Origin of the sequence: Streptomyces sp. MNU76 (assembly GCF_020982545.1) — a bacterium.
Classification (GTDB): domain Bacteria; phylum Actinomycetota; class Actinomycetes; order Streptomycetales; family Streptomycetaceae; genus Streptomyces.
Map to the genome: position 1 here is coordinate 260,219 of NZ_JAJKLK010000031.1, position 25,019 is coordinate 285,237.

A 25,019-nucleotide genomic window follows, 5' to 3' on the forward strand; every position below is an offset into this window, starting at 1 on the left:
GAAAGGCCCTGAGTCTCCCGGCTCGGGGCCTTTCGCATGCCCGGGAGAAGGAACAAGTGAAAAGTTGCCTCTGCTGCGGTGGTCCACTACGCAAGCCGAAGCGCGGCCCGATGCCGACGTACTGCTCGCCGCGCTGTCGTTCGAAAGGCAACTACCGCCAAGCCCTGGCAGAAGGGCGCGTTACTCAGTGGCGCGAGCGACAAGAAGCCACGAGAGCGGAAGCCCGCGCTCTACGGCCTTTGAATAAGTGCCCCCACTGCGGCGACACGATGGTGAATCTGAAGCGAGTGCAGTGCGGGAAGCCCGCATGCACGAGGGCCTACCACAACGACAGGCAGCGGCGCTTCTTCGCCGAGTGGAAGAGCCGCACCGGCGTCGCGTACAGCAGCCGCTACCGGGAGAAGCGAAAGGTCTACGCGAAGAACCGGCGCGCCCGGAAGCGTGAGGCCTACGTCGAGGACGTAGACCCGCGGTACATCTTCGAGCGGGACGGGTGGCGCTGCCAGATATGCGGCAAGAAAGTGCGGCGAGATGTAGACCCCCGTCACCGTCTGGCCCCGAGCGTCGACCACGTCATCCCGCTCGCAGCTGGTGGTGTGCACTCCAACGCGAACGCGCAATGCGCGCACTACGGGTGCAATTCGAGCAAGCAGGACGCGCTTGATGCCTTCGTGCAATGCGCGCTCTTCGGGTGAACGGAGGTAGCACGATGCCTGGACCGCTGCCTGCTGAGAACAAGCGGCGCCGCAACGCTCCGACGATCCCCACGACCAAGCTCCCGGTCGGCGGCCGCACCGCACCCACGCCGCGGCCGCCGACCTGGGCCAGGCTCGGCAAGGTCGGGCGTGCCTGGTGGAAGTGGGCGTGGTCGACGCCGCAGGCCTGCGCCTGGGCACCCGGCCACGAGGTGATGATCGCCCGGCGTGCGTCGCTGGAGGACGACCTCGCCGCGATCGGCACCGTCCACTCCCTCGACGCCCTCGACATCATCGACGCCCAGGCCGCCGGAGCCGCCGACCTCAAGGCACTGTTCCAGCGGCTCGCGTCGCTGGCCTCCGGGCGCCTCGCGGTCTGCCGCGAGATGCGCGAACTCGACGACCGCCTCGGCCTCACCCCCAAGGGCATGGCCGCGCTGCGCTGGACGGTCGTCGAGGACCCCGCCGAGCAGGGCAACCTCGACGGGACGCCCCCGGAGGGTGTGACGGACATGACCGCCGCGCGCCGACGGCGGATGACCGATGCCTCGTGAACTCATCCACGCCCCGGGCCACGACCGGGACCGCTCCCTCGGCCTGCTGGGCTGGGCGTGGATCGAGTACTTCTGTGTCCACGGCCCCGGCGACGTCCAGGGCGACCCCGTCGAGCTGGACGGAGAGTTCGGCGGGTTCATCGTCGACGCCTACGCCCTCAACCCGTCCGGGCGGAAGCTGTACGACTCGGCCGTCATCTCCCGGGGCAAGGGCCGCGCCAAGAGCGAGCTGGCGGCGTTCATCGGGTTGTTCGAGGCGTTCGGGCCGTGCCGGTTCGCCGGGTTCGCCGAGGGCGGCGAGGTGTTCCAGTGGCAGGGCTTCCGCTACGAGTACACGCCAGGGGAGCCGATGGGCCGCCGGGTCACCTACCCGTTCGTCAGGTGCCTGGCCACCGAGGAGGAGCAGGCCGGCAACACCTACGACAACATCTATTTCAACCTCTCCGAGGGCCCGCTCGGCGAAGGCCTGCCGTCCGGTGCGGCGGGCATCACGCGGACGTTCGTGCCCGGCGGCGGGGAGATCCGCCCGTCCACGGCATCCTCCTCGTCGAAGGACGGCGGCAAGGAAACCTGCACGATCTTCGACGAGACGCACCTGTACGCCACGCCGGAGCTCAAACGGATGTACGTCACCGTCGACCGCAACTGCCGCAAGCGCAAAGACGCCCAGCCGTGGACGCTGCAGACGACCACGATGTACCAGCCCGGCGACAGCTCGGTGGCCGAGGGCACGCACGAGCGGGCGAAGATGATCCGTGAGGGCAAGGTCCGCGGCTCGCGTCTGCTGTTCGACCACCGCGAGGCGCCGGCCGAGGTCGACCTCACGAGCCACGAGGAGCTGACCGCCGCGCTGCGTGAGGTGTACGGGCCGTTCGCCGACGTTCTGGACCTCGACGGGATCATCGAGAACGAGTTCTGGAACATCGAGAAAGACCCCGAGGACTCCCGCCGGTACTTCTTCAACCAGCCCACCGCGGCCCGGCACGCCTGGACGACCAAACCGGAGTGGGCCGCGTGCGCCGAACCCGACCGCGAGGTGCCGGCGGACGCGCCGATCGTGATGTTCTTCGACGGCTCCAAGTCCGACGACGCCACCGGCCTGGTCGGCTGCGACGTCGAGACCGGCCACACCTTCGTCCTCGGCTGCTGGGAGAAACCACTCGGACCGGCCGGGAAGGACTGGCAGGTCGACCGCCAGGACGTCGACGCCACCGTGCGCCGCGTCATGAACGAACGCACCGTGGTCGCCTTCTTCGGCGACGTCGCCGAGTTCGAGTCCTACATCGACGACTGGGGCAGCGACTTCGGCGAGCAGCTGCTCATCCAGGCCACCCTCGGCCGCTACGCGCACCCGGTGGCATGGGACATGCGCGGCCACGTACGGGAGTTCACCGAGGCCTGCGGGCGCATGGAGATCGACATCCGCGAACGCGACCTCACCCACGACGGCGACTCCCGGCTGCAGCGGCACATCCTCAACTCCCGCCGCCGCCCGAACAAGTACGGCGTGAGCATCTCGAAGGAGAACCGCGAGTCACCGAAGAAGATCGACCTCGCGGTGTGCGCGGTCGGCGCGCGGATGGTCCGCCGCCAGCTCCTCGCCTCGCCCGCCTGGGCCAAGTACAGGGCCGCCCCGAAGAAGCGGCCCGGACGAGTCGTCGGATGGGGGTGAGCAGGTGGCCGGCATGACCTCGGACGAGGCAATCGGCAACACGGTGCGGCTGCTGCAGGCCGCGGAACGCGAGACGAACCTGATGCTGATGGAGCGCCTGGAAGGCCTCGCCGATACGTGGCTCCATGTGGCTGCCCTGCTGTGGGACAAGGAGGGCGACTGACGTGGCCGAGCCGATGGACGCCCAGCAGCTGGGCAAGGTCCTGCCGTGGCTGCTGGCCGCGCGACGTGCGGAATCGGGCCGGATCACCATGATCCGCGAGTACCTGAAGAACCGGGTCTGCGACATCTACGTGCCGACATCGGCGACGGTGGAGTACCGGAAGCTCGTCGACCAGGCCCGCTTCAACATCCTGCCCTTGCTCGTGAGCTCGGTGGCGCAGGGCCTGTTCGTCGATGGCTACCGGCCCTCCGGCACCGTCGACAACTCGCCGGTGTGGGAGGCCGTCTGGCAACCGAATCGGATGGATGCCCGCCAGAGCGGCCTGTACCGGGCGGCCCTGACGTACGGCTATTCCTACGCCGTGGTGATGCCAGGCGACCCGGTACCCGTCATCACGCCGTACTCGCCGCGTCGGCTGACCGCCCTGTACGAGGACGCGGTCAACGACGAGTGGCCGATGTACGGGATCACTGTCGGGCTGCCGCACCCGGTCATCGACGCCGATCAGCCGGTGACGATGGTCTCCGCGGTCACCGTCCTCGACGATCACTTCACGTACACCACGGACGTGCCTGCGGCGATGGTGCATCCGCAGGCCAACGGCCAGTGGACGGACCCGCTGCCGATGGAGGGCATCACCATCGACACCTCGAAGGTGGAGGTGAAGGAGCATGGGCTCGGGGTGTGCCCGATCGTCAGGTACTGCGAGTCGTACGAGGACCTGGACGACGGGCCGACCGGCATCGTGGAACCGATGCTCCCGGCGCAGCGGCAGCTGAACCAGACCACGTTCGGGCTGCTGATGACGCAACAGTACGAGGCTTTCAAACAGCGGTGGGTCACCGGCATGGCGATCGCCGAGGACGAGAACGGCAACCCCGTCGAGCCGTGGAACGCGGCCGTGAACCGTGTGTGGCAGTCCGACAGCCCGGACACGAAGTTCGGTGAGTTCAGCCAGGCCGACCTCAACGGCTACCTCAACAGCCGGGACAAGACGCTGCTGTACGTCGCCTCAGCGCGGCAGATCCCGCCGCACACCCTGGTCGTCGGCAACGCCGTCTCCAACGTCTCCGCCGAGGCACTGGCCGCGCTGGAGGCCGGTCACCAGCTCGACATCGGCGAGCACAAGACCGCCTTCGGTGAGAGCGTCGAGCAGATGCTCCGCCTCGCCGGGCTGGCCATGGGCGACGGAGAAACCTGGGAGGACACCAGCGCCCAGGTGGTGTGGCGGGACACCACGCCGCGCTCGCTCGCCCAGGTCGCCGACGCGCTCGGCAAACTCGCCCAGCTCCTCGACGTGCCGCCGCGCGCGCTGTGGGAGCGGATCCCCGGGGTGACGGAGACGGACATCAAGCGGTGGGAGCTGCTCGCCGAGGACCGCGACGGCCTCGGCGACATGGCCGCGCTGCTCGCCGCACCCGCGCCCGGCGCCGATGCCCCGGTCGTCCCGGGCCTGGAGACGGAAGCGGAGGTGGTGCCCGGTGCCGAGCCCGCAGGCGCAGGCCCTGACCCGGGAGTACCAGCAGCAGGTGCTGCGGGTCGCTGAGCTGCTCGCCCGCCGGCTGCGCGTCAGCGCGCTGCGCGCCGACGTCGCTGACATCGACAGCTGGTGGGAGCAGGTCTCCCCGCAGATCCAGCAGGAGATCCTCACCGGGCAGTCCGCGCTCGCCCGTCTCGCCCGCGGCTACCTCGTCGCTCACGCCCGCCTGGAGGGCGTCACGATCGCCGCGGCGGTCGTCGAGCCCAACGCGCAGCAGATCGCCACGAGTCTGCGCGTGTCGGGGCCGGTGGCGTTCAAGACGCAGATGGCCGCGAGCGGGTCCGAGGTGCAGGCGACACGGGTGATGGCCTCCCAGCTGCAGGGCGCCGCCACCCGGCTGGTCCTCGAAGGCGACCGCGAGACGACCATGCGGACGTTCACCGACAACGACGCGATCGAGGGCTGGCGCAGGGTGGGCGGCAGCGGCTCGCCGTGTCCGTTCTGCCTGATGCTGATCGGCAGGGGCGCCGTCTACTCCAAGGAGTCGAGTCGCTTCCAGTCCCACGACCGGTGTTCCTGCAAGCCGGAGCTGCTGTACCGGCGCGAGCCGGAGCCGCCGGAGGTGCGGCGGCTGTCCGAGGAGTGGTCGCGGGTGACGTCCGGGCACACCGGCAAGGCCGCGATCGAGGCGTGGCGCAAGCACATCGCCGGCCAGCGCGGCCAGCGCACCGAGGGCGCCGAGCCCGCTGAGGGCTGAGCCCTCCCCACATCGTCTCCGCGCTCCCGCGCGGGGAGTCCGCTGCGATGGCGGACACACCACCCACCGAGAGGTTGGCCGCGATGGCTGACGACAACGGCACGATCACGCCGCCCGCGACGGACGGCACCACCCGCCCGCACCGCCCACGCCACCGGCCCCGCGCCGTGGATCTGGGGACGCGGGCAAGAAGGCCCTGGACGAAGAGCGTGCGGCCCGGCGCGAGGCCGAGAAGGCACGCAAGGACATGGAGACCCGGCTGAAGGAGCTGGAGCCGCTCGCGGCGAAGGCGAAGCAGCTGGAGGACTCCAAGAAGACCGAGACCGAGAAGCTCGGGGAGAAGCTCACCGCCGCCGAGAAGCGGGCCGTCGAGGCCGAGCAGAAGGCGCTGCGCCTGGAGGTCGCCTCGGCCAAGGGCCTGACCCAGGCCCAGGCCAAGCGGCTCGTCGGCGCGACCAAGGAGGAGCTGGAGGCGGACGCCGACGAACTCCTGACGTCTTTCGGCGCCGGCGACACCAGCGGCGGCAAGGGCAGCGGGAGCGGCAAGGGCCGCACCCCCGTGGAGAAGCTGCGGCCCGGCGCGATGCCGACGCCGCCCGAACTCAGCCTCGCCGAGCAGATCAAGGCCGCGGAGAAGGACGGCAAGTGGGCCGAGGCGCGGCGCCTGAAGACACAGCAGCTCATCGAGCTGCAGCAGAGCAAGACCTGATCCATGGCAGGCGGATGTGTGCGTCCTGCCCGACGACTGGAGGTAACCGATGCCAGGCATCACCGGGCAGGGCGACACGTTCGACCTGCCGAACTACGTCGGCGAGCTGTTCGCCGAGACCCCGACCGACACCCCGTTCCTGTCGTCGATCGGCGGACTGTCCGGCGGCGAGTCCGTCTCCGCGACGCTGTTTCAGTGGCAGGGCTACGACCTGCGCGCGGCCGCGGACGACCGGCAGCGCCTCGAAGGGGCGGACGCCCCGACCGCGGAGGCCCGTACGCGGTTCAACGTGACCAACGTCGTCGAGATCCACCAGGAGGCGGTGGAGATCTCCTACACCAAGCTCGCCGCCGTCGGGCAGTTCAACTCCACCGGCTCCACCCACCCCGGCTCGGTGGGTATCTCCGGGATGAACCCGGTGATGAACGAGGCCGACTGGCAAATCCGCCAGCACCTCATCCAGATCGCCCGCGACGTCGAGCAGTCCTTCCTCACGGGCACGTTCCAGAACCCGGCGGACAACCTCACCCCCCGCAAGACCCGCGGCATCCTCGCGGCCATCACCACCAACGTGATCGCCGCGGCCGGCGCCGAGCTCGACTCCGACAACGGCGGCGCGGAGGAGCCCGGCTATCTCCTGCTGGACCTCCTGCAGATGGTGTGGGAGTCCGGCGGGATCATGGTCTCCGAGACAGCGACGATCATGTGCAACGCCTACCAGAAGCGCAAGCTGACCAAGGCGTTCATCACCGACCGGAACTACCAGGAGATGTCCCGCGAGGTCGGCGGCGTGTCCGTGACGACGATCGAGACGGACTTCGGCCGGCTGAACATCATGCTCAACCGGTACATGCCCACCGACGAACTGGCGGTGGTCTCGCTCGACGAGTGCGCGCCGACGTTTCTGTTCACGCCGGGCAAGGGGTTCCTGTTCGTCGAGCCGCTGGCCAAGGTCGGCGCCGCCGAGCGGTCGCAGATCTACGGCGAGGTCGGCCTGAAGTACGGCAACCAGAAGGCCCACGGGAAGATCACGGGCCTGGCCGACGGCACCGGTTCCTGATGGGGCGGCGTGCGGCCGTGACGGTGGGCCGGTCGCACACCGTCAAACGCTATGGCAGTCCCGCGGCCGCGGCCGCCGAGGCCTGCTGGTACCAGCGTCTGCCGTGGGCGGCGCCTCGTCTCCTCGACGTCGACGGCGCCGCCCTCGTGCTTCAGACCAGGCCCACCGCCCGCGCGCTGCCCTGGTGGCAGCCCGCCGAAGCGCTCCGCGAACTCCTGCAGGCGGTGCACGCCGAAGGGGTGCATCACCGGGACGTGCACGTCGGGAACATCGTCCAGGCCGAGGACGGGGCGCCGCTGCTCATCGACTGGGAGACCGCCCTCGCGCGGCCGGCGCCGCTGTCGTACGACCTGCACGGGCCGGATGCCTCCGGCGTCCCGGTGCCGGCCATCCACGGAGGCATGACCCCGCAGTGGTGGGGCTCGCCTCAGAAGAGCTCGATCCGTATGCGCTGGAGGACAGATGCAGTACCAACCGAGATGGGTGAACGGCCAGGAGATCGGCACCGGGATCCGCAGGGCCGCCCCGCGGTATGAGGCCATCGCCCAGGAGCTCGGCGAGGCCCGGGGCTTCACCGTCCTCGATCTCGGCGCCTACAACGGGTACTTCTCCCTGCGCCTGGCCGAGGACTTCGACGCCACCTGTACGGCGGTCGACGACTACAAGGGGCTGCCCGGTGCGCTCGACGAGGCCGCCGACGAGCGGGTCACCGGCGTGTTCCACCGGCTGACTCAGGAGGAGTTCTACGCGCTGCCCGCCTTCGACGTGGTCCTGTGCCTGTCGGTGCTGCACCACGTCCCCTGGTGGGAGGAACTCCTCGCCGGTCTGCGGGACAAGGCGAGGCTGCTGTTCGTCGAGACCGCCTCCGCAAGCGAGGTGCTCCCGAAGGCGGTCGCGCACTGCCCCGAGATCCCCGAAGCGGTCGCCGCCCTCGAGGGCGCCCGGGTCATCGCCAAGTCCCACGGCTACAAGTCCAAGAAGATCCGGCCGCTGTACGCGATCGGGGCCCTGGATTGAGGGTCGGCGTGGTCACCACCGTGTGGGGCGCCTACGGGCGGTGGCTGCCCGGCTGGGTCGCCTCCGTCGCCGCGCAGGCCGTACGGCCCGAGCTGGTGACCGTCGTCGACGCCGGCGCCGACGACCTCGGCGCCGCCCGCGAGGCCCTCGACGCCTCCGGCCTCACCTGGCAGGTCGTCGCCACCGGGCACGAGGGGATGGGCGCCGTACGCAATACGGCGGTCGCCTCGACACCGACCGAGTGGGTGATGCACCTCGACGCCGACGACGTCCTCCTCCCGCACGCCCTCACGGACGCCGCCGCCGTCGCCCACCGGGCGGACGTCGTCTCCCTCGGCGCGTGGCGGGACGGCCGCGAGGTGACGTTCCCGCATGCCAGCGCGCGGACGATCCTGCGCGGGCGGCTGGGGGCGTTCTCTCCGTCGCCCTACCGGCGGACCCTGTGGGAACGCCGCCCCTACATCACGGTCAACGACTGGATCGAGTCCGCTCTGTGGGTCGGCTTCGCTCACCTCGGCGCGCGTTTCGTACCGACGCGGCGGGCCGGGTTCGTCTACCGGCAGCATTCCGGCTCGCACTCCCACACCATCACGGCCGCCGACAAGCAGGCCGCGTACGCGCAGCTGCGCCGACTGTGCAGGAGGTGGGAGCCATGACCCTGACCGTGTCGGTCATCGTGCCCTGGCGTCCCGACGGCGCCGAGCGGGAGGCGGCCTGGGCGTGGGCACGTGCCCGCTGGCACGAACGGTTCCCCGGCTGGCAGATTGTCACCGGCACCCCGCCCGACGGAGTGTGGTGCAAGGCGGCCGCCGTCGCTGCCGCGCTGCCGGACGCGACGGGGGACGTACTGGTCCTGGCGGACGCGGACGTGTGGTGCGAGGGCGTCCTGCAGGCCGTCACCGTCATCGCCGAAGGCGCCCCCTGGGCGATCCCTCACCACCGGGTGTACCGGCTCGCCCCGGAGTCCACCCGCACGGTCCTCGAGGGCGCCCCCCTGGGAGGCCCCCTCGCGCAGCGGGCGTATCCCGGGTTCGCCGGCGGTGGCATGACCGTGCTGCCGAGGGCTACGTACGAGCGCATCCCGCTGGATGCCCGGTTCACCGGGTGGGGGCAGGAAGACGAGGCCTGGGCGATCGCCCTGGCCTGCCTCGCGGGTACGCCGTGGCGGGGTACCGCCCCGATGTGGCACCTGTGGCATCCGCCCCAGCCACGCCTGACGCGCCGCTGGGGATCTGACGAGAGCCTCGCCCTGTGGGAGCTCTACCACCGGGCGCGGCTCGACCCGCACGCCATGCGGGCCGTGCTCGCCGGCGCCACGAGGGAGGTGAGTCATGGCTGACCTCGCCACCGTCGAGGACGTCGAGGCGCGCCTCGGCCGGGACCTGACCGAGGAGGAGGCGGCCCGCGCGCCCTCGCTCCTCGCCGACGCCTCCGCCCTCGTGCGGGAGTACACCGGCCGGGACTTCGAGGCGGTGGCCGACGACGTGATCGTGCTCCGCCCGGTCGGTGTGCTGCTGCGCCTGCCGCAGCGGCCGGTGACCGCCGTGAACTCGGTGGCCGCCGTCGCCCCCGACGGGACAGCCACGGCGGTGATGTCGGGCTGGTCGTTCGACGGCGTCGACAAGATAGACCTGACGTACGCCACGTACAGCGCCGACTTCGCCTCCGACGCGTGGCGCGACCGGTGCCAGCCCGACACCTACCAGGTCGACTACGACCACGGCGACGCCACGATCCCGGCCATCGTCGTCAAGGTGGTGTGCGACATGGTGCTGCGCACCCTGCTCTCACCGTCCATGACCCCGGGCATGGTCGCCGAGCGGATCGGCGCCTACAACTACCAGCTGCAGCAGGGCGCCGGAGCCACCGGCGCCCGCGTCGTCATGGACGACCAAGACGAGAAAGCCCTCAAGCGGTACGGTCCCCGCCGCGCCGGAACCATCCAAGTGGAGGCAGGATGAGCACGGTCCACATGGACGTGGCGCTGAAGGTCGGCTCGTCGGCGGAGACCGTCGGCCAGGTCCAGGCCGACACCCTGCCGGAGTTCTACGCGTCTCTCGCCGCGCTGCTGCGTCGGGTGGCCGACGAGATTGAACGCACGTGGCCCGAGGCGGTGGGGCTGCGCGAATCGGGCAACGGCGACTGCACTGCCGTCATCAACGCTGACGGGTACGGGACGGTGCGCTGCGTGCTGCAGGCAGGCCACCACGACCCCGAACACGGCCCGGCCCATGCCGGCCCGGGCGAGCGGCCCACGCGGCTGCGCTGGTTCGACCATGCTCCGGGAGCGGTCCCGCACCGAGGAGGTGGCAGCGGTGGTTAGCAGCGCGGCCGACCGCTGGGGCCGCCAGCTGGTGCGTGAGCAGGCCAAGCTCGCCACCGCGCTACGCAAGGGCGACCAGGCGGCGGCCGCGCGGGCGCAGAAGGCGATCGCGGACCTGACCCGCCGTCTGTCGAGGAGCCGACGGTGAGCAGTCAGCTTCCGGACAGGCTGCTGCCGCACGAGGTCGTGATCGTCGCCCCGGCAACGTCGACGGACTCCTACGGCAACACCGTCTACGACTACGGCGCCGGGGCTGCCCGGACGACGGTGGCGGCGTGGCTGCAGCAGGACCAGCGCACCCTCGTCACCCAGGTCGGTGCGGACCCGCTGGAGGAGCGGTGGCTGATGGCCACCAACCACAGTCCCGTCCCCAGACGGGCCCGCATCGAGTGGGCCGGGCATCCCGAGGGCGCGGTGGTCTTCGAACTTGACGGCCGCCCGGGCCCGGCCTACAACCCGCTCGCCATGGCGGCCGCCGCGTCCACGGCGCCGCATCACACCGAACTCACGCTGAAGATCGTCAACGGATAGGGGGCTCGTTATGGCCGGCACCATCGAGCGGTTCCGGATCAAGTCGCGCGGGGCCGAGGCCCTGCTGAAGTCGCCGGGGGTGCGGGCGGACCTGGAACGGCGGGCGCGCGCGGTGGCCGACCAGGCGGGCCCGCTGTTCGAGCAGGCCCTCGCGCAGTCCGGTACCCCGGAGCCGGTGCGGATGGTCGCCGACTCCTACACCGGCCGGTCGCGTGCGGGCGCGACCGCGATCGCCGTGCACCCGGGCTCGCTGCGGGTGGAGCGCGAGCACGGCTACTTCCGGGCCGCGATGTCGGCCGCGAGCTGACCGGCACAGACAAGGGGGCAGGGCCGATGGTGATGCAGCAGGGCAGCAGCCCGCCGGCGCCGCCGTTTCGGGTGCGGTGGCCGAAGTTCTCCGGCATGTCCGGATGGAAGCAGGTGATCGAGCCGCCCCGGGTGGAGGAGGGCTGTCTGATCCTCAAGCTGGAGCCGCACCGGCTGCTGTGGGTGCCTCTCCACACGATCCTGGGGCCGATCGAAGTCGAGGCCCTCTGATGGCCTTCCCCGACGCCAACGCCCTCCTGATCGCCTACCTGACCCCCTCGTCGACCCCGTCCCCGTCGTCTCCCGCCGACCCGACCCCGGGCCCGCACAGCTGGTGCAGGTGCGCCGGGTCGGCGGCGCCGCCGTGCTGCCGGTGCGGGACTCCGCCCGCCTGGACGTGAAGTGCTGGGACGCCGACGACCGGGCCGCGATGGCGCTGGCGCTGCTGGTGCGCGCCCACGTGTGGGCGCTGTCGGGCACCAGCCTGCTGGGCGGGGTGCCCTGCTACCGGGTGCAGGAGTTCCTCGCCCCGCGCCTGGACGACGACCCCATAACGAACTCCCCGGTGGCGTGGGCGACCTACGCCCTGGACCTGCGGGCGGACGACGTCGTCCACCCCGCCCCTGACCCGCCCTCTCTCGTCTCCCGGTGGTCCGCGCGCCCGGGTGAACCCCCAGACCCTCGCGAAGGAGAACCGCCATGGCACTGGCCGCCGATGAAGTACGGGTGGCGATCACCGGGGAGCTGCTGTCGGCTCCCCGGGGAACCGCCGCTCCCACCACCGCCGTCAGCGTGCTGGACCCGCTGTTCCTCGGGCACGGCTACGTGTCCGAGGACGGCGTGACCGAGAACTGGGACGACTCGGTCGACAACATCATCGCCTGGCAGAACGCCACCACCGTCCGCGCGGCGCGCACCGAGTCCACGCTCACGATCGCCTGCACCCTCATCCAGACGAGGGGCAGCAACCTCGAACTCTTCTACCCGGGCTCGCAGGTGGAGGCGAACGGCGGCGAGTGGAAGATCGACGTCAAGCCCGCCACCAGTGATCCGCGCGCGTTCGTCCTCAACGTCGTCGACGGCGCGGAGATCATCCGCCTCTACGTCGGCAACGGGGAACTCACCGAGCGCGGCGAGGTCCCCTATCAGTCCGGGGAGGCCGTCATGTATCCGGTGACGATCACCGCCTACCCGGACGACAACGGCAACCTCATGACGAAGTTCTCCAACTCCGCGGCGTGGGGCGAGGACATCGGGTCGTGACCCCTGATCGCGTTCCGGGGGCATCTCGCGCGGAGTGCCCCCGGAACGCCCACCCTTCTTCTCCATCCGCGCGCACATCGTGAAGGGATCCGCGCATGGTCTTCGACGCCCGCAAGGTCGCCGCCGAGCAGAACACCGAACCGTTCGTCTTCACCGGCCTGGACGGCGAGGAGTACGAACTGCCCAACGTCAACACCCTCACCGGCGAGCAGGCCCGCCGATTCCGCCAGGGCGATGACTCCGTGCTGGAGGAGATCGCGGATGAGGACACCCTCGACGCCATCGACGACATGCCCGTCGGCGTGCAGGGAGAACTGTCCAAGGCCTGGGTGGAGCACGGCAACCGCGCGGGAAAAGCGGGATCGAGGTCATCTGCACCCCGCAGCTCCGCGAAGCGCTCGCAGCGGACCTCCTCCTCCGCGGCTCGCCGGTCGAACCGCAGACGCTGACCGTCGGCCGGATCGCCGTCCTGCACGAAGCCCTGCGCGCCGACCCCACCAGCGTCACCGCCCGCCTCCTGGGCGGCGACGGCCGCGAGCTGGCCGAGCACCTGCTGTACCTGGCCGTGGACGAGCTGCGCACGGCGAACTGGCAGCGCACCAAGGACGGCCAGAAAGGCCGCAACCGGCCCAAGCCAATCAGCCCGCTGGCGACGAAGCCCGGCATCCGCACGGGCCGCACCGACCGCAGCCCGGCCGAGGTACAGGCGCTCCTCGCCCGCTACGGGCCCGCCCGCACCTGATCTCAGCACCACACAACTGAAGAGGGGGTGAGCGTCGTGGCCGAAGAGGTCGGCGTCGCGTTCGTCCGGCTCGTGCCCTCCATGCGGGGGTTCGGGCCGGAGGCCCAGCAGGCCATGAACGACGCCATGCGCGGCCCGGCGAACGACGCCGGGCAGCAGGCCGGGGACCAGGCGGGCGGCAAGTTCGGGCAGGCCTTCAAGGGCGCCCTGCTCGGGGCCGGGCTGCTGGCCGGGGCGGCGCTGATCGGCGGTGTCACCGAGGCCCTGGACCAGGGCCGCATCGTCGGCAAGCTCCGCGCGCAGCTCGGCGCGACACCGGCGGAGGCCAAGAAGTACGGCGAGATCGCGGGCGAGCTGTTCGCGGGGGCGATCGTCACCGACTTCCAGCAGGGCGCCGACACCATCCGCGCCGTGATGTCGTCTGGGCTGGTCCCGGCGGGGGCGACGAACAAGCAGATCAAGTCGATCGCCACCAACGCCGCCGATCTCGCGAACACCTTCGACATCGACCTGCAGCAGGCCGCGAACGCCGCCGGCACGATGATGAAGAACGGGCTGGCGAAGAACGGCACCGAGGCCTTCGACCTGCTCGCCGCCGGGATGAACGGCCTCGGGCCGGCCTCCGAAGACCTGATGGAGACGTTCACCGAGTACGGGCCGATCTTCAAGTCCGCGGGCATCAGCGGGCAGACCGCGCTGGGCCTGATGCGACAGGCCATCAAGGGCGGCTGGGGCAAGGACACCGACAAGATCGCGGACGCATTCAAGGAACTGACCCTCCAAGTCACTTCCGGTTCCGAGGCTTCCGCAGCCGCCCTGACGTCGCTCGGCCTGGACGCCAAGCAGATCGGCACCGACATGTCTGCCGGGGGCAAGCGCGGCGAAGAGGCGATGGGGTCGGTCCTGGCGAAGATTCGGGAGCTGGGCCCCGGATCACAGACGGCGAAGGTCGCCATTCAGGACCTGTTCGGCGGCCCCGGCGAGGATCTCGGCGCGGCCCTGTTCGCCCTCGATGTCGGCAAGGCGTCCAAGGCCATGGACGGCGCGAAGGGGGCCGCCGACGAACTCGGCGACGGGCTGCGCGACAACGCCGGCGCGAAGCTGACCGCGTTCAAGAACTCGATGCAGCAGAACCTGGTGGAGTTCCTCGGCGGCACGGTGATCCCCGCTGTCACGACCGCGGGCAGCGTCATCGGCAAGGAACTCGGCGGCATCTGGGACCAGGCCGGGAAGGGCTCCGAGGGCGCGGCGGACCGGGCGGCGGAATTCGTGCGGCTCCTCGGCGTGAAGATCGGGCAGAAGATCGTCGAGTGGGCGCCGAAGGGCATCGAGGCTCTGATGACGTTCGGGGGGAAGGTCGCCGACTACATCGCGGCGAACCCCGGGAAGGTCCTGAAGATCGGACTGATCACCGCGGCGATCCTCCTGGCGATCGTGGCCCTGCCGATCACCGTGGGCGCCGCGCTCAGCGCCGCCGTGGCGGTGATCATGGTCGGGTTCGTCAAGGAGATGGTGTCCAAGCTCAACGACAACCTGCCCAAGTGGTGGCAGGCGTTCACCGGCTGGGTCTCGCAGAAAGCGACCACCGCCGCGTCGGTGCTCGCCGTGCTGGGCACCGCTGTCGGCCGCTGGTTCGGCGGGCTGTGGTCGAAGTACATCTCAGGCCCCGTCGGCCGTCAGTGGACGTCGTTCGTCGGCTCGGTGCGCGCCCTGCCCGGGCGGGCCGTCAGCGCGCTGAGCGCCCTGGGCGGGAACCTGTCGTCGACGTCCTCGCGCGCCTGGCAGCGCTTCAAGGACGCCGCCTCCCGCAAGGCCACCGACCTGCTCACCTGGGTACGGCGCCTGCCCGGACGGGCGAAGTCCGCGCTCGGCAACATCGGCCAGGTCCTCGCCGCGTCCGGGCGGGCACTGATCCAAGGGTTCATCACCGGCATCAAGAACAAGATCGGACAGGTCCGGTCGGCCGCCTCAAGCGTGGTCAGCGCGGCGCGCGAGTACTTCCCCTTCAGCCCCGCGAAAAGGGGCCCGTTCTCCGGGCGCGGCTACACCCTCTACTCCGGCCGCGCCCTCATCCAGGGCTTCCAGACCGGTATCACCGACCAGACCCCGGACCTGCGCGCCCAGCTGCAGCACCTGCCGAGCACGGCTCTGCAACAGCAGCTCAGCGCGGGCAGCCGCACCGCCGCCGCGGCCACCGCACCGACGGTCGTCCTCGACGCCCACGGCATGCCCCGCGCCCTCGTGGAATGGCTGCGCGCCGCGATCCGTACCGAGGCCGGCGGGTCGGCGGAGAAGTTCTTCAAGAAGCCCGCTGCAGCGTAAAGGGAGGCATGTGGTGGCGTTCCCCGAGGACCGGCTCGTGCACCGGCTGCAGGCCGCGTTCGGCGCCGACGCCGACGCATCCCCCACCACCTGGTCGTGGACCAACATCACCGCCGCCATCCACGCCCAGCAGATCAGCATCACCCGCGGCACCGCCAACGAAGCCGGACAGGCCGAACCCACCAGCATCAGCCTCGTCCTGGACAACGTCTCCGGCGACTACACCCCCGACAACCCGGCCGGCGCCCACTACCCGGACATCGAACTCGGCGTGCCGCTGCGGTACTCCGTGCAAGGCCCGCCCTACCTCGGCCTGGAAGGATCCGGCCGCGCGAGCACCCCCGACGCGGCGGCCATCGACATCACCGGCTCCGTCGACGTGCGCGCCGAGATCGAGCTCGACGACTGGTTCTCCGGCGACATCATCGAACTGGCCGGGAAGTACACCGTCACCACCCCCCAGCGGTCCTGGCTGTGGCTCTACAGCGACGCCAGGGCCCTGGTCTTCCGCTGGTCCCCCGACGGCGTCGCGATCCCCCAGTACATCTCCACCGTGCCCGTTCCCGTGCCCGCCTCCGGCCGGATCGCGCTGCGCTCCACCCTCGACACCACCACCGGCGTCGTCACCCACTACACCGCCGACAGCATCGACGGCCCCTGGGTCCAGCTCGGCGACGCCTCCACCCCCTCCGGCGCCACTTCCCTGTTCAACAGCGACCAGCCCCTCACCGTCGGCGAAGTGCCCGGCGTCGGATTCACCGCCCCGCAGGGCGCCTACCACGCATTCCGCCTGTACGACGGGATCGACGGGACCCTCGTCGCCGACCCCGACTTCACCGCCCAGAGCCCCGGCGCCACCTCCTTCACCGACAGCGCCGGCCTGACCTGGACACTGGCGGGCGGCGCGGAGATCACCGACTGGCACCACCAGTTCAACGGCCACGTCGACAGCTGGGAACCCGTCTGGCCGTACGGGGACCTCTCCGACGAGGACAGCGGCTACGAGGGCGAAGCGCAGGTGACCGTCACCGCCTCCGGCATCCTGCGCCGCCTCGGGCAGGGTGAAGAAGCCCTGGAATCCACCCTGCGCCGCCGCGTCCCCTCGTTCGGGCCGCTGGCGTACTGGCCGATGGAAGAAGGCGCCAGCGCCACGCAGGCCTCCAGCCCCGTCGAGGGCGTCAACCCGCTCAAGCTCACCCAGGTCGAGTGGGCCAGCGTGGACACCCTCGCCAGCAGCAACGCCCTGCCCGTGCTCGCCAGCTCCGGCAGCAGCCTGGCCCAGATGCTCGGCCGTATCCCGGCCCCCGCCACAGCGCCGAGCAGCTGGTCCGTGCGCTACATCTACCGCCTCGACAACGCCAACACCACGCTGCGCACGTTCATGCGGATCCTGTCCACCGGCACCGTCGCCGAGTGGTACATCCAGCAGCGCAACAACCTCACCCGCGTCTTCGGCCTCGACTCCGACGGCGCCACCGTCTTCACCCAGGACATCGGCACCGGCGCCAACCTGTACAACGACTGGCTGTTCGTGCGGTTCATGGCCACCCAGAACGGCGGCAACGTCAACTGGGACATCAGCTGGTTCAACATCGGCGGCGGCGCCGGAGCCTTCAGCGCCTCCTTCGCCGGCACCGTCGGGCGCCCCACCGGCGTCGCCTCCCCGCCCGACGGCTACAGCCCCGACCTCGACGGCATGGCGCTCGGCCACATCTCCGCCTTCCCCATCGACCTCACCGGCGCCTACAGCGGCGCCATCGACGCATGGGCCGGAGAGACCGCCGCCAACCGCTTCGCCCGCCTGTGCGAGGAGGAAGGCATCCCCTACGCCGTCGTCGGCGACCCCGACGACAGCGAGCCGATGGGCCCCCAGCGCCCCGCCCCGTTCCTGGACCTCCTCGGCGAGTGCGCTGCCCTCGACGGCGGCCGCATGGGCGAGCGCCGCTCCTCACGCGGCCTGCTGTACCGCACCCGCGCCGACCTGTACAACCAGGCAGCGCGCCTGGTCCTCGACGCGGGCAACAACGAGATCGCCAACCCGTTCGCGCCCGTCCTGGACGACCAGCGCATCCGCAACGACATCACCGTCACCCGCGAGGGCGGCTCCTCCGCACGCGCCGTCGACGAGGCGTCGGTGACCAAAAGACGCCGCTACCGCGACAGCCCCACCGTCAACGCGTACAGCGACGCACAGCTGCCCGCACTGGCGGGATGGCGGCTGCACCTGGGCACCTGGCCCGGCATGCGCTATCCGTCCGTCTCCTTCGACCTGTCGATCGCCCCGCACCTGATCGACACCTGGCTGCGCACCGACACCGGCGACCGCCTGCAGGTCGCGGGCCTCCCCCCGCAGCACCCCACCGATCTCGTCGATCTCCTCCTGGAGGGCTACACCCAGACCCTCTCCCCGACCCGGTGGACCGTGCAGGGCAACTGCGTGCCCTTCGGGCCGTACATCGTGGCCGGCCTCGCCGTGTACGAGGACTTCGAGGACACCACCTACGAGGTCACCGCCGTCGACGGCGGCAGCCTGCCGTGGGCGCGGTCGCAGGCGCACTTCAACACCGGCGTCTGGTCGTTGCGGTCCGGGGCCATCGGCAACAACCAGACCTCCGACTGGATTGTCACGATCCCCGCCGGGTCGGTCGAGATGCGGTTCTGGTACTGGACATCGAGCGAGAACTCAGGGCCCGGCTTCGAGGGCGACCGGCTCCTGGTCCTCGTCGACGGCGTGCAGATCCTGCGCGCCCAGGGCACCACCGGGTGGACGCAGGCCATCGCCGACGTCACCGGCAAGTCCACCGTCACCTTCCGGTACGCCAAGGACAACAGCGCCGCCTCCGGTGAGGACGCCGTCCACATCGACGACCTCTCCTTCACCGGGATCGCCCCCACCCGCGTCGACACCGACGGCAGTCAACTGGCCGCGGGCATTGACGTGGACGACACCAGCCTGTCCGTCACGGTCACCGACGGCCCGCTGTGGGTCACCACCGCCACCTTCCCGCAGGAGTTCCCGTTCACCGTCCGCGTGGGCGGCGAGGACCTCACCGTCACCGCCGTCTCCGGAACCACCAGCCCTCAGACGTTCACCGTGACCCGCTCCGCCAACGGCATCGCCAAGGTCCACGCGACCGGAGACGATCTGCGCCTGGCCGTCCCGGCGATCACCGCCCTATGAGACAGATCGGAGCATCGGATGACGCTGCCGTTCCCCGAGTGGCCTGCAGGGATGCGGATGACCGCAGGGCGCATGAACGCCCGCAACACAATCCTCGTCGAGCAGGGCTCCGACCAGACCGTGACCAGCAGCACCACCCTGGTCAGCACGAACCTGGTCCTGCCCGGAGTCGCGAACGCCACCTACGAATACCAGCTGCAGATCTCGTACTCCGCGACCGTCACCCCGGACCTGAAGTTCGCCTGGTCCGTGCCCTCCGGGGCGGCCGCGCGCCGCTTCACCATCAGCCGGGAAGCCGCCGCAGTGGCCGGCCTGAACACCGGAGCGGCCGTCATCATGCGCTCCCCGGGAACAGGCACGGAGATCATCGCCGGTGGCGGCAGCGCGGACGGCGGCGCACCCGGCGACTTCTTCTACGCCTCGGACGAGGGACAGATCGTCATGGGCGGCACCGCCGGCAACTGCACCGTGCAGTTCGCCCAGCAGACCTCCAACGCCAACCAGACCATCTTCCGCGCCCAGTCGAGGCTGGTGTACCGGCGCATCGCCTGACCGCGCGGCGTACAGTCGGCAGCGGAGAGAAAGCCCCGGCAGGAGTCCTGCTGGGGAACACGGCCCCGGCAACTCTCCGCCGGGGCCGCCCTCATGTCACCAGCCCCGCAACCACCCCATGGTGCGGGGCTTCGTCATGCCCTGGAGGCCCCGTGGCCATCAAGCTCGTCACGCGCGCGCAGTGGGGCGCCCGCGACTACCTGCGCCCGAACGGCGCCACCCCGTACAGCCGCGCCCGCCGCGGCGTCAAAATCCACTACCTCGGCACCCCGTACGCCGACCGGCCGCACACCGGGTGCGCCGCCTACGTGCGCCAGCTGCAGGCCTCGCACATGGACGGCAACGGCTGGTCGGACATCGGCTACAGCTTCGTCGTCTGCACGCACGGCTGGGTGTACGAGGGGCGGGGCCTGACGCGCCGGAACTCGGCGAACGGCAACACCAGCCTGAACGAGCAGGACTACGCGGTGCTGCTGATGGTCGGCTCGTCAGGGCTGACGAAGCCGACCGTCGAGCAGCTGCACGGTGGCCGGGACGCGATCGAGTACTGCCGCAGCAAGGGCCCGGCCGGGACGTGGCTCGGCGGCCACCGCGACGGCTACGCCACAGCATGCCCGGGCGACGCGGTCTACGCCTGGGTGAAAGCAGGGGCACCCCGCCCCACCGACAGCGAGGAGGAGGACCCGATGGCGACGTGGACGACCAAGGACCTGTGCAGGGCGGTGTGGGAGACCGACGGTGTGGTCGGTGTCCCCGCCGGGTGGGGCGCGAAGGGCAACACGGAATGGAAGCCCGCCTCGATCCTGATCGACCTCGGCAAGCGGGTGCGGGCGCTGCAGGCGGAGGCGGTCGTGCAGCACGCGACGATCGCCGAGCTCGCCCGTACCGTCGCGACGCTCGCGGCGAACACCGCGGCGGTCGACCCTGACGAGCTGGTGGGGCGGATCACCCGGGCCATCGAGAACGTGACCGTCCGCCTGGACGTCGAGGAGGTCTGAGTCATGCAGAACCTGTTCATCAGCTTCATGCGGTTCGCCGTGCCGGCCGTGGCCGGTCTGGTCCTCACAGCAACGGGGTGGCTGGGTATCCCGGTGGACAGTGAGACGGCGGCCGGCGCGGTCTCCGTCGGTCTGATGGCCGCGTATTACGCCGTGTTCCGGCTCCTGGAGGAGCTCGCTGAGCGGATGTCGTGGGGGCCGCTGCAGCTGCTCGCCGGTATCGCGCTGGGGTGGGCGCGGCCGCCGCAGTACGTCACGCCGGTAGAGGCGCCGATCCGGCTGAAGTTCGACCAGGCCGCGATGGACCAGGACATCAGCGACTTCGTTCGCAGGCTCAACGCGGCGGCCGAGGAGCGGGGGCCGAGATGACGCCGCCGGAGTCGACGTCGATCGCGCTGGAGCTGGCCGAGCTCCGCCGTGCCGTCGATGTCGGCAACGCGACGACGCAGGGTCAGCTGGCGTTGCTGGTGCAGCGTGGCAATCAGTACGAGCAGGACATTGCTGAGGTCAAGGCCCGGGTGGACGCGCTGGAACGGGCGCGTTGGCCGCTGCCGTCGCTCGCTGCGGTGACAGCCCTGTGCGCGCTAGGCCTGGCCGTGTGGCAGGCGATGAGCCAGTGAAACGACCAAAGCCGAACCTGCGCCCCCTGCACGGTCCACGCGGCCGTGCAGGGGGCGTTTCGTCATGCCCGGACGCCCATGGCCACCTCCACGAAACGGAGAAGACCCCTGCGGACCGCAATCCGTAAGGGCCTTCCCCACGCACACCACCGGCCGTGAGGCGTACCGTTCCAAGTGTCGAGCAAGGAACTGGAGACCAGTATGGCCCACACCACCGCCATCGCAGAGTCCAACGGACAGAGGCTCGCCCGACTGCGCCAGCGTCACCGTTGGACACAGGAGCGCCTCGCCCTCGAATCCGGCTACAGCCTCTCCGCGATCCGCCACTTCGAACAGGGACGCCGCAGCCTTGACCGCGCAGCCGTCGTCCTCACCTTCGCCCAAGCCCTCGACTGCCACCCCACCGAAATCACCGGAGCCCCGTACATGCCCGCCCAAGCCGACCGCGACGGGCAAACCGCAGTCGCCTCGGTGGCCGCCGTACGCCGCGCGCTCATGCGCCACGGTCGGCCAGCACGACCCACCGAAGCAGAAGCCGCAGCAGTCGACTTGACGGGCCTACGCCGCCGTGTCACCGAGGCCAACGGCTACCGGCAGGCCGCCGATCTCACGCAGTCCGGCGCTGCCCTGCCCGCCCTGTTGCGGGATCTGCAGGTCGCCGCCGAACTCACTGACGGAGACCAGCGTCGCCAGGTCTACGGGCTGCTGGCGTCCGGCTACGAGTGCGCCATGCAGTACCTGTACAAACTCGGCCACAACAGCGACGCCACCCTCGCCACCGAACGCGTCGTCTGGGCCAGCCGAGAAACCGGCGACCCACTGCGCGCGCTCGCCGCGTCCTGGTACGACGCCGGCGAGTTCCTCACGATCGGTGAGCACGACGAGGCTGGCGCCATCATCGACGACGCGCTGACCGAGCTGGGGGCGATTCCGTCGCCCGGCCCGGAGGCGGTCTCGCTGAAGGGGGCATTCCACCTGAAGGCGTCCCTGAACTCGGCACGGGCGAAGGATCCAACGACCGCAGTTCGCCACCTCGGCTACGCCAAGCAGGCGGCCGAGGAGCTCGGGGAGGATCAGAATCACTGGCAGATGCAGTTCGGTCCCACGAACACCGCCCTGTGGTCGGTGAGCCTGCCCGTCGAGCTGGGGCGTGGCAAGGACGCAGTTGCCCAAGCGGAGAAGGTGAAGCTCCCGCCGGACTACTCGGAGGAGCGGCACTCCCACTTCTACATCGACTTCGGGCGTGCCTACTTCTACAACGGGCAGCGCGACGAAGCACTGAGGGCGTTCCTGAAGGCGGAGCGGCTGGCGCCTCAAGCGACGCGTGCGCATGCCGGTGTGCGGGAGACGGTGGGCACGATGATCCGTACGAAGCGGCGGGGTGAGTTGATGGAGTTGGGTATCCGCCTCGGCGTCGTGTGACACAGGTACTACAGACTGTGGTACTTCAGTGACCCTCTGGCTTCTACCGTCGGTTGAGCAGGACAAACCGCAACGGCCAGGGGGTCACTCATGGACAGAGCCATGCTCGACAGGTTCATCACCGACTGGCTCGCCCGATCACTGCCGCCCGAGAAACGCCACCAGGCCCACGCCGACTGGAACGACCAGGGCGTCGCCCTCCTCCCCCTCGGCGCTCGCTTCAGCGTCGTACGCCTCCCCGAGCGCCTCGTCCACGCTGCCGTCGGCAGCAGCAACCTCACCACGGTCGCCGAGACACTGACCGAGCGCCTTCAGGGCCCGGTCATCCGCGACACCCTCGCGGTCGGCCTCCCGTACTACCCGCTCATCCAGTGGCACGCCGGCGTCGTCTGGGAGAACGACGAGGAGGCTCCGTGCCTCGGCGAGGGCACGTACATGGGCGTCCCGCACATAAGCCGGGTCACGCCGCCGGGCACGTACTGGCTGGCACCACCGCGGTTCGAGGGTGACCTGTGCCGGCCCGAGGCCGTGCAGCAGCTGATACTGCGGGGTCGGGCTGTGGTGGCCGATCAGGCGGAGGCGGCCCGTGCCTAAGCCGGAGGCGAAGAAGCGCCGCCCGTCGGAGGCCCCGTCCGCGCCGCGCGGCCTGGGCGGCTACTGCTGGGCAGAGCACCCCGGCCGGCACGTCCATTGCGTCGAGCCGCTCGGGCACGAGGCCCGGTACAGGGATCACTGGCATCCGTACACCGGAACCCGCTGGACGTAGACCTGAGACCCCCGGTCGCCGGCCGCGAGACACCGGTGTCCGGGTGGCTGCCCCTGTGCCGTCGGGGGCGGCCTGGGTGAGCCCGCCGCTGACGTCCCCCGTCGCGGCGGCGGGCTCACCGCACGAGGTCGGACAGCGGTACGTCGAGGACGTACGCGATGCGGTGCAGCGTCGCGAGGACGGGATTTCCGCGACCGGCTTCAAGGGCCTGGAGAGTGCGACGGTCCACTCGGGCCGCGAGGAACAGGTCTTCCTGGGTCAGGTTCTGGCGTAGCCGCTCGGCCACGACCCGCCTCCCTACCGCCTCCTGACGCTGGGTGAACCACGAATCGTCTTCAGGTAGATCGCGCACCCCGTACACGCTTGACCGGGCACGATAGCTTGTCGGCGGAATGTGCTCAGCTTTTTGTGATCATGGAATGGATGCGGTGCCGACGCGAACGCACCGCTCACGGACGGCCCTCCCTGTCCTGCTGCCAGGCGGATGGGAGGGCTGCGGCGCCCCTGGTCTTCGGATCGGGGGCGCTGTCGTTTGCATACGTACCTACAGACCCTTTTAGGTCTTGCCGAGCATGGCGAAGGAGCCGTCGGCGGTGCGGGCGCCGAGATGCAGGTTGGAGAGCCGGCCCGTGCGGCGGCCGTGCCCCCACTCGGCGGCCAGGACCACCAGGTCCAGGGTGTGCACGGGCTTGACCTTCAACCACGAGGCACCGCGCCGGCCCGCGCTGTAGGGGGCGCCGAGCGCCTTCAGCACGACGCCCTCGTGACCGCGTTCCAGCGTGGCGGCGAGGAAGCCCTCCGCCTCGGTGAGGTCGCCGGGGCCGTTCACCAGGGTGCGCCGGACGCGCATCGGCTCGGGGACGAGGCGGGCCAGCTCGGCGTGGCGGTCGGTGAAGGGCAGGTCCAGCAGGTCTTGTCCGTCGACGGAGAGCGCGTCGAAGAAGACCGGTGATACGGGTACCTGCTCGGCCACCGTCGCCACGTCCAGCCGGGAGCCGACCCGTGCGGCGGTCTCCTGGAAGGAACGCGGCCGGCCGTTCTCGTCGAACGCGATCACCTCTCCGTCCAGGATGAACCGCTCGCCTCGCAACTCCAGTGCGGTGGCGGTCAGTTCGGGCAGTCGGTCGGTGATGTCGTCCAGGGTGCGGGTGTAGAGGCGTACGCGGTCGCCGTCGCGGTGGACCTGGACGCGGATGCCGTCGAGCTTCTCCTCGACCGCGCACCCGCCCAGCTTCGCCACGGCCTCCGCGACGGAGGAGGCGCTGTGCGCCAGCATCGGCTGGACGGGCCGCCCCACGGTGAGCCGGAACCCGTCCAGGGCCGACGCGCCCTCCGCCAGCAGTGCCTGGGCCACGGTCTGGAGCGACCCGGCCAGCATCACCGCCCGGCGTACGTCGGCGGCGGGCGCCCCGGTGGCGCCGGCCAGCCCCTCCACGGCGAGGGCGTCCAGGGCGCCCTGGCGGACCTCACCGGTGAGCAGGCCGAACAGGTAGCGCTGCTCCTCCTCCGTGGCCGCCGCCAGCAACTCGCCGACCAGGCGCCTTCGTTCGGCCTGCGCACCGGTGCCGGCGACCGCGCCGATGACCGTCAGCCGGGCGTCCACCTCGCGGACCGTGAGGGTGGGGGTGGTCGCCGGCGGGATCTGCTGGTCCAGGACCTTCCAGCCGATGCCGAGTCTGCCCTGGGGCAGCCGGCCCGCGAGGTAGGGGATGACGATCGGGACGTCCGCGGCGTCCGTGTCCCGGAAGAGTTCGGCGAGCAGGGCGGCCTTGCGGGACCGGGCCGAGGTGGCGGCGATCTCTTGCGACACGCGGGCGAGCCGGGCGAAGAGCATGGAGTCATGGTCCTACGGAGTTTCGCCGGGCGCCTATGGGGTGGGGGTTCGG

General features: G+C 70.6%; 31 protein-coding genes and 1 pseudogene. 29 read left to right on the forward strand and 3 right to left on the reverse strand.

What is annotated here, in order from left to right; all coding sequences use genetic code 11:
- Positions 1–269: 269 nt before the first annotated feature.
- The 18 genes from E4N62_RS46780 (at position 270) to E4N62_RS46865 (ending at position 11,498) form a co-directional block, all read left to right on the forward strand.
- Entirely contained in the window at positions 270–695 is a 426-nt protein-coding gene (locus E4N62_RS46780; protein WP_230224541.1) for an HNH endonuclease, read from the forward strand.
- Between the two features lie 14 nt (positions 696–709).
- Positions 710–1,249 carry a hypothetical protein gene (locus E4N62_RS46785; protein WP_230224543.1) on the forward strand — a complete coding sequence of 180 codons (540 nt, stop codon included), beginning with the start codon at positions 710–712 and terminating at the stop codon, positions 1,247–1,249.
- The gene (locus tag E4N62_RS46790; RefSeq protein ID WP_230224544.1) at positions 1,239–2,921 is read left to right on the forward strand and encodes a Terminase; all 1,683 of its coding nucleotides are present in this window, start codon (positions 1,239–1,241) and stop codon (positions 2,919–2,921) included. The genes E4N62_RS46785 and E4N62_RS46790 overlap by 11 nt, the downstream gene beginning before the upstream one ends.
- A 13-nt stretch (positions 2,922–2,934) precedes the next feature.
- A complete protein-coding gene (locus E4N62_RS46795) occupies positions 2,935–3,084 on the forward strand; it encodes a hypothetical protein (RefSeq protein WP_230224545.1) in 150 nt (49 codons plus the stop codon).
- A gap of 1 nt (position 3,085) precedes the next feature.
- Positions 3,086–4,630 carry a phage portal protein gene (locus tag E4N62_RS46800; protein ID WP_230224546.1) on the forward strand — a complete coding sequence of 515 codons (1,545 nt, stop codon included), beginning with the start codon at positions 3,086–3,088 and terminating at the stop codon, positions 4,628–4,630.
- Positions 4,566–5,321, forward strand: coding sequence for a hypothetical protein (locus E4N62_RS46805; protein WP_230224547.1), 756 nt, complete (start codon positions 4,566–4,568; stop codon positions 5,319–5,321). The genes E4N62_RS46800 and E4N62_RS46805 overlap by 65 nt, the downstream gene beginning before the upstream one ends.
- Before the next feature lie 247 nt (positions 5,322–5,568).
- On the forward strand, positions 5,569–6,030 hold the full coding sequence (locus tag E4N62_RS46810) for a hypothetical protein (protein WP_230224548.1): 462 nt from the start codon (positions 5,569–5,571) through the stop codon (positions 6,028–6,030).
- Between the two features lie 49 nt (positions 6,031–6,079).
- Positions 6,080–7,090, forward strand: coding sequence for a DUF5309 family protein (locus E4N62_RS46815; RefSeq protein WP_230224549.1), 1,011 nt, complete (start codon positions 6,080–6,082; stop codon positions 7,088–7,090).
- Positions 7,090–7,626, forward strand: a complete 537-nt coding sequence (locus E4N62_RS46820; protein ID WP_230224551.1) for a phosphotransferase — start codon at positions 7,090–7,092, stop codon at positions 7,624–7,626. The genes E4N62_RS46815 and E4N62_RS46820 overlap by 1 nt, the downstream gene beginning before the upstream one ends.
- Positions 7,553–8,107, forward strand: coding sequence for a bifunctional 2-polyprenyl-6-hydroxyphenol methylase/3-demethylubiquinol 3-O-methyltransferase UbiG (locus E4N62_RS46825; protein ID WP_230224552.1), 555 nt, complete (start codon positions 7,553–7,555; stop codon positions 8,105–8,107). Before E4N62_RS46820 ends, E4N62_RS46825 begins: the two co-directional genes overlap by 74 nt.
- Positions 8,108–8,115: 8 nt before the next feature.
- The gene (locus E4N62_RS46830) at positions 8,116–8,763 is read left to right on the forward strand and encodes a glycosyltransferase family A protein (RefSeq protein WP_230224553.1); all 648 of its coding nucleotides are present in this window, start codon (positions 8,116–8,118) and stop codon (positions 8,761–8,763) included.
- Positions 8,760–9,446 carry a hypothetical protein gene (locus E4N62_RS46835; RefSeq protein ID WP_230224554.1) on the forward strand — a complete coding sequence of 229 codons (687 nt, stop codon included), beginning with the start codon at positions 8,760–8,762 and terminating at the stop codon, positions 9,444–9,446. The genes E4N62_RS46830 and E4N62_RS46835 overlap by 4 nt, the downstream gene beginning before the upstream one ends.
- On the forward strand, positions 9,439–10,068 hold the full coding sequence (locus tag E4N62_RS46840; RefSeq protein ID WP_230224555.1) for a hypothetical protein: 630 nt from the start codon (positions 9,439–9,441) through the stop codon (positions 10,066–10,068). Before E4N62_RS46835 ends, E4N62_RS46840 begins: the two co-directional genes overlap by 8 nt.
- Entirely contained in the window at positions 10,065–10,430 is a 366-nt protein-coding gene (locus E4N62_RS46845; RefSeq protein ID WP_230224556.1) for a hypothetical protein, read from the forward strand. The genes E4N62_RS46840 and E4N62_RS46845 overlap by 4 nt, the downstream gene beginning before the upstream one ends.
- Entirely contained in the window at positions 10,423–10,578 is a 156-nt protein-coding gene (locus E4N62_RS46850; RefSeq protein ID WP_230224558.1) for a hypothetical protein, read from the forward strand. The genes E4N62_RS46845 and E4N62_RS46850 overlap by 8 nt, the downstream gene beginning before the upstream one ends.
- On the forward strand, positions 10,575–10,961 hold the full coding sequence (locus E4N62_RS46855) for a hypothetical protein (RefSeq protein WP_230224560.1): 387 nt from the start codon (positions 10,575–10,577) through the stop codon (positions 10,959–10,961). The genes E4N62_RS46850 and E4N62_RS46855 overlap by 4 nt, the downstream gene beginning before the upstream one ends.
- 10 nt (positions 10,962–10,971) lie before the next feature.
- Complete coding sequence (locus tag E4N62_RS46860; protein ID WP_230224562.1) at positions 10,972–11,268, forward strand: hypothetical protein; 297 nt, start codon at positions 10,972–10,974, stop codon at positions 11,266–11,268.
- 26 nt (positions 11,269–11,294) lie between these two features.
- The gene (locus E4N62_RS46865; RefSeq protein ID WP_230224564.1) at positions 11,295–11,498 is read left to right on the forward strand and encodes a hypothetical protein; all 204 of its coding nucleotides are present in this window, start codon (positions 11,295–11,297) and stop codon (positions 11,496–11,498) included.
- A gap of 34 nt (positions 11,499–11,532) precedes the next feature.
- Here E4N62_RS46865 and E4N62_RS46870 read toward each other — a convergent pair whose 3' ends face one another.
- Complete coding sequence (locus E4N62_RS46870) at positions 11,533–11,883, reverse strand: hypothetical protein (RefSeq protein ID WP_230224566.1); 351 nt, start codon at positions 11,881–11,883, stop codon at positions 11,533–11,535.
- Positions 11,884–11,966: 83 nt separating this feature from the next.
- Between E4N62_RS46870 and E4N62_RS46875 the strand changes: the two genes are divergently transcribed.
- The 11 genes from E4N62_RS46875 to E4N62_RS46925 all read left to right on the forward strand — a co-directional run bounded on the left by E4N62_RS46875 (position 11,967) and on the right by E4N62_RS46925 (position 22,961).
- Complete coding sequence (locus tag E4N62_RS46875; protein ID WP_230224568.1) at positions 11,967–12,530, forward strand: hypothetical protein; 564 nt, start codon at positions 11,967–11,969, stop codon at positions 12,528–12,530.
- 95 nt (positions 12,531–12,625) lie between these two features.
- On the forward strand, positions 12,626–12,979 hold the full coding sequence (locus tag E4N62_RS46880) for a hypothetical protein (RefSeq protein ID WP_230224570.1): 354 nt from the start codon (positions 12,626–12,628) through the stop codon (positions 12,977–12,979).
- 101 nt (positions 12,980–13,080) lie between these two features.
- Complete coding sequence (locus tag E4N62_RS46885) at positions 13,081–13,272, forward strand: DUF5361 domain-containing protein (RefSeq protein ID WP_268270611.1); 192 nt, start codon at positions 13,081–13,083, stop codon at positions 13,270–13,272.
- Positions 13,273–13,308: 36 nt separating this feature from the next.
- Positions 13,309–15,594: a phage tail tape measure protein gene (locus tag E4N62_RS46890; protein WP_230224572.1), complete on the forward strand. Its 2,286-nt coding sequence runs from the start codon at positions 13,309–13,311 to the stop codon at positions 15,592–15,594.
- 13 nt (positions 15,595–15,607) lie between these two features.
- Complete coding sequence (locus E4N62_RS46895) at positions 15,608–18,775, forward strand: hypothetical protein (protein ID WP_230224573.1); 3,168 nt, start codon at positions 15,608–15,610, stop codon at positions 18,773–18,775.
- 72 nt (positions 18,776–18,847) lie between these two features.
- The gene (locus E4N62_RS46900) at positions 18,848–19,327 is read left to right on the forward strand and encodes a hypothetical protein (RefSeq protein ID WP_230224574.1); all 480 of its coding nucleotides are present in this window, start codon (positions 18,848–18,850) and stop codon (positions 19,325–19,327) included.
- Positions 19,328–19,479: 152 nt separating this feature from the next.
- Positions 19,480–20,325, forward strand: a complete 846-nt coding sequence (locus E4N62_RS46905) for an N-acetylmuramoyl-L-alanine amidase (protein WP_230224575.1) — start codon at positions 19,480–19,482, stop codon at positions 20,323–20,325.
- Between the two features lie 3 nt (positions 20,326–20,328).
- On the forward strand, positions 20,329–20,694 hold the full coding sequence (locus E4N62_RS46910; protein ID WP_230224577.1) for a hypothetical protein: 366 nt from the start codon (positions 20,329–20,331) through the stop codon (positions 20,692–20,694).
- Positions 20,691–20,945, forward strand: coding sequence for a hypothetical protein (locus E4N62_RS46915; RefSeq protein ID WP_230224579.1), 255 nt, complete (start codon positions 20,691–20,693; stop codon positions 20,943–20,945). The genes E4N62_RS46910 and E4N62_RS46915 overlap by 4 nt, the downstream gene beginning before the upstream one ends.
- 174 nt (positions 20,946–21,119) lie before the next feature.
- Positions 21,120–22,367 carry a helix-turn-helix transcriptional regulator gene (locus E4N62_RS46920; RefSeq protein WP_230224581.1) on the forward strand — a complete coding sequence of 416 codons (1,248 nt, stop codon included), beginning with the start codon at positions 21,120–21,122 and terminating at the stop codon, positions 22,365–22,367.
- Positions 22,368–22,457: 90 nt separating this feature from the next.
- Positions 22,458–22,961, forward strand: a complete 504-nt coding sequence (locus E4N62_RS46925; RefSeq protein ID WP_230224584.1) for a hypothetical protein — start codon at positions 22,458–22,460, stop codon at positions 22,959–22,961.
- A 287-nt stretch (positions 22,962–23,248) separates the two neighbouring features.
- Here the strand turns inward: E4N62_RS46925 and E4N62_RS49145 are convergent, their stop codons facing one another.
- The gene (locus tag E4N62_RS49145; RefSeq protein ID WP_308186432.1) at positions 23,249–23,494 is read right to left on the reverse strand and encodes a helix-turn-helix transcriptional regulator; all 246 of its coding nucleotides are present in this window, start codon (positions 23,492–23,494) and stop codon (positions 23,249–23,251) included.
- A gap of 198 nt (positions 23,495–23,692) precedes the next feature.
- Positions 23,693–24,967, reverse strand: a pseudogene (locus tag E4N62_RS46935) (ATP-dependent DNA ligase); the annotation flags it as partial.
- Between the last annotated feature and the right edge of the window lie 52 nt (positions 24,968–25,019).

Coding starts and splice junctions, on each gene's coding strand:
- E4N62_RS46785 (WP_230224543.1), top strand. CDS start 710: ATGCCTGGACCGCTGCCTGCTGAGAACAAGCGGCGCCGCAACGCTCCG.
- E4N62_RS46910 (WP_230224577.1), top strand. CDS start 20,329: ATGCAGAACCTGTTCATCAGCTTCATGCGGTTCGCCGTGCCGGCCGTG.
- E4N62_RS46795 (WP_230224545.1), top strand. CDS start 2,935: ATGACCTCGGACGAGGCAATCGGCAACACGGTGCGGCTGCTGCAGGCC.
- E4N62_RS46900 (WP_230224574.1), top strand. CDS start 18,848: ATGAACGCCCGCAACACAATCCTCGTCGAGCAGGGCTCCGACCAGACC.
- E4N62_RS46810 (WP_230224548.1), top strand. CDS start 5,569: ATGGAGACCCGGCTGAAGGAGCTGGAGCCGCTCGCGGCGAAGGCGAAG.
- E4N62_RS46815 (WP_230224549.1), top strand. CDS start 6,080: ATGCCAGGCATCACCGGGCAGGGCGACACGTTCGACCTGCCGAACTAC.
- E4N62_RS46915 (WP_230224579.1), top strand. CDS start 20,691: ATGACGCCGCCGGAGTCGACGTCGATCGCGCTGGAGCTGGCCGAGCTC.
- E4N62_RS46925 (WP_230224584.1), top strand. CDS start 22,458: ATGGACAGAGCCATGCTCGACAGGTTCATCACCGACTGGCTCGCCCGA.
- E4N62_RS46840 (WP_230224555.1), top strand. CDS start 9,439: ATGGCTGACCTCGCCACCGTCGAGGACGTCGAGGCGCGCCTCGGCCGG.
- E4N62_RS46865 (WP_230224564.1), top strand. CDS start 11,295: ATGGTGATGCAGCAGGGCAGCAGCCCGCCGGCGCCGCCGTTTCGGGTG.
- E4N62_RS46825 (WP_230224552.1), top strand. CDS start 7,553: ATGCAGTACCAACCGAGATGGGTGAACGGCCAGGAGATCGGCACCGGG.
- E4N62_RS46880 (WP_230224570.1), top strand. CDS start 12,626: ATGGTCTTCGACGCCCGCAAGGTCGCCGCCGAGCAGAACACCGAACCG.
- E4N62_RS46835 (WP_230224554.1), top strand. CDS start 8,760: ATGACCCTGACCGTGTCGGTCATCGTGCCCTGGCGTCCCGACGGCGCC.
- E4N62_RS46780 (WP_230224541.1), top strand. CDS start 270: ATGGTGAATCTGAAGCGAGTGCAGTGCGGGAAGCCCGCATGCACGAGG.
- E4N62_RS46820 (WP_230224551.1), top strand. CDS start 7,090: ATGGGGCGGCGTGCGGCCGTGACGGTGGGCCGGTCGCACACCGTCAAA.
- E4N62_RS46875 (WP_230224568.1), top strand. CDS start 11,967: ATGGCACTGGCCGCCGATGAAGTACGGGTGGCGATCACCGGGGAGCTG.
- E4N62_RS46790 (WP_230224544.1), top strand. CDS start 1,239: ATGCCTCGTGAACTCATCCACGCCCCGGGCCACGACCGGGACCGCTCC.
- E4N62_RS46860 (WP_230224562.1), top strand. CDS start 10,972: ATGGCCGGCACCATCGAGCGGTTCCGGATCAAGTCGCGCGGGGCCGAG.
- E4N62_RS46845 (WP_230224556.1), top strand. CDS start 10,065: ATGAGCACGGTCCACATGGACGTGGCGCTGAAGGTCGGCTCGTCGGCG.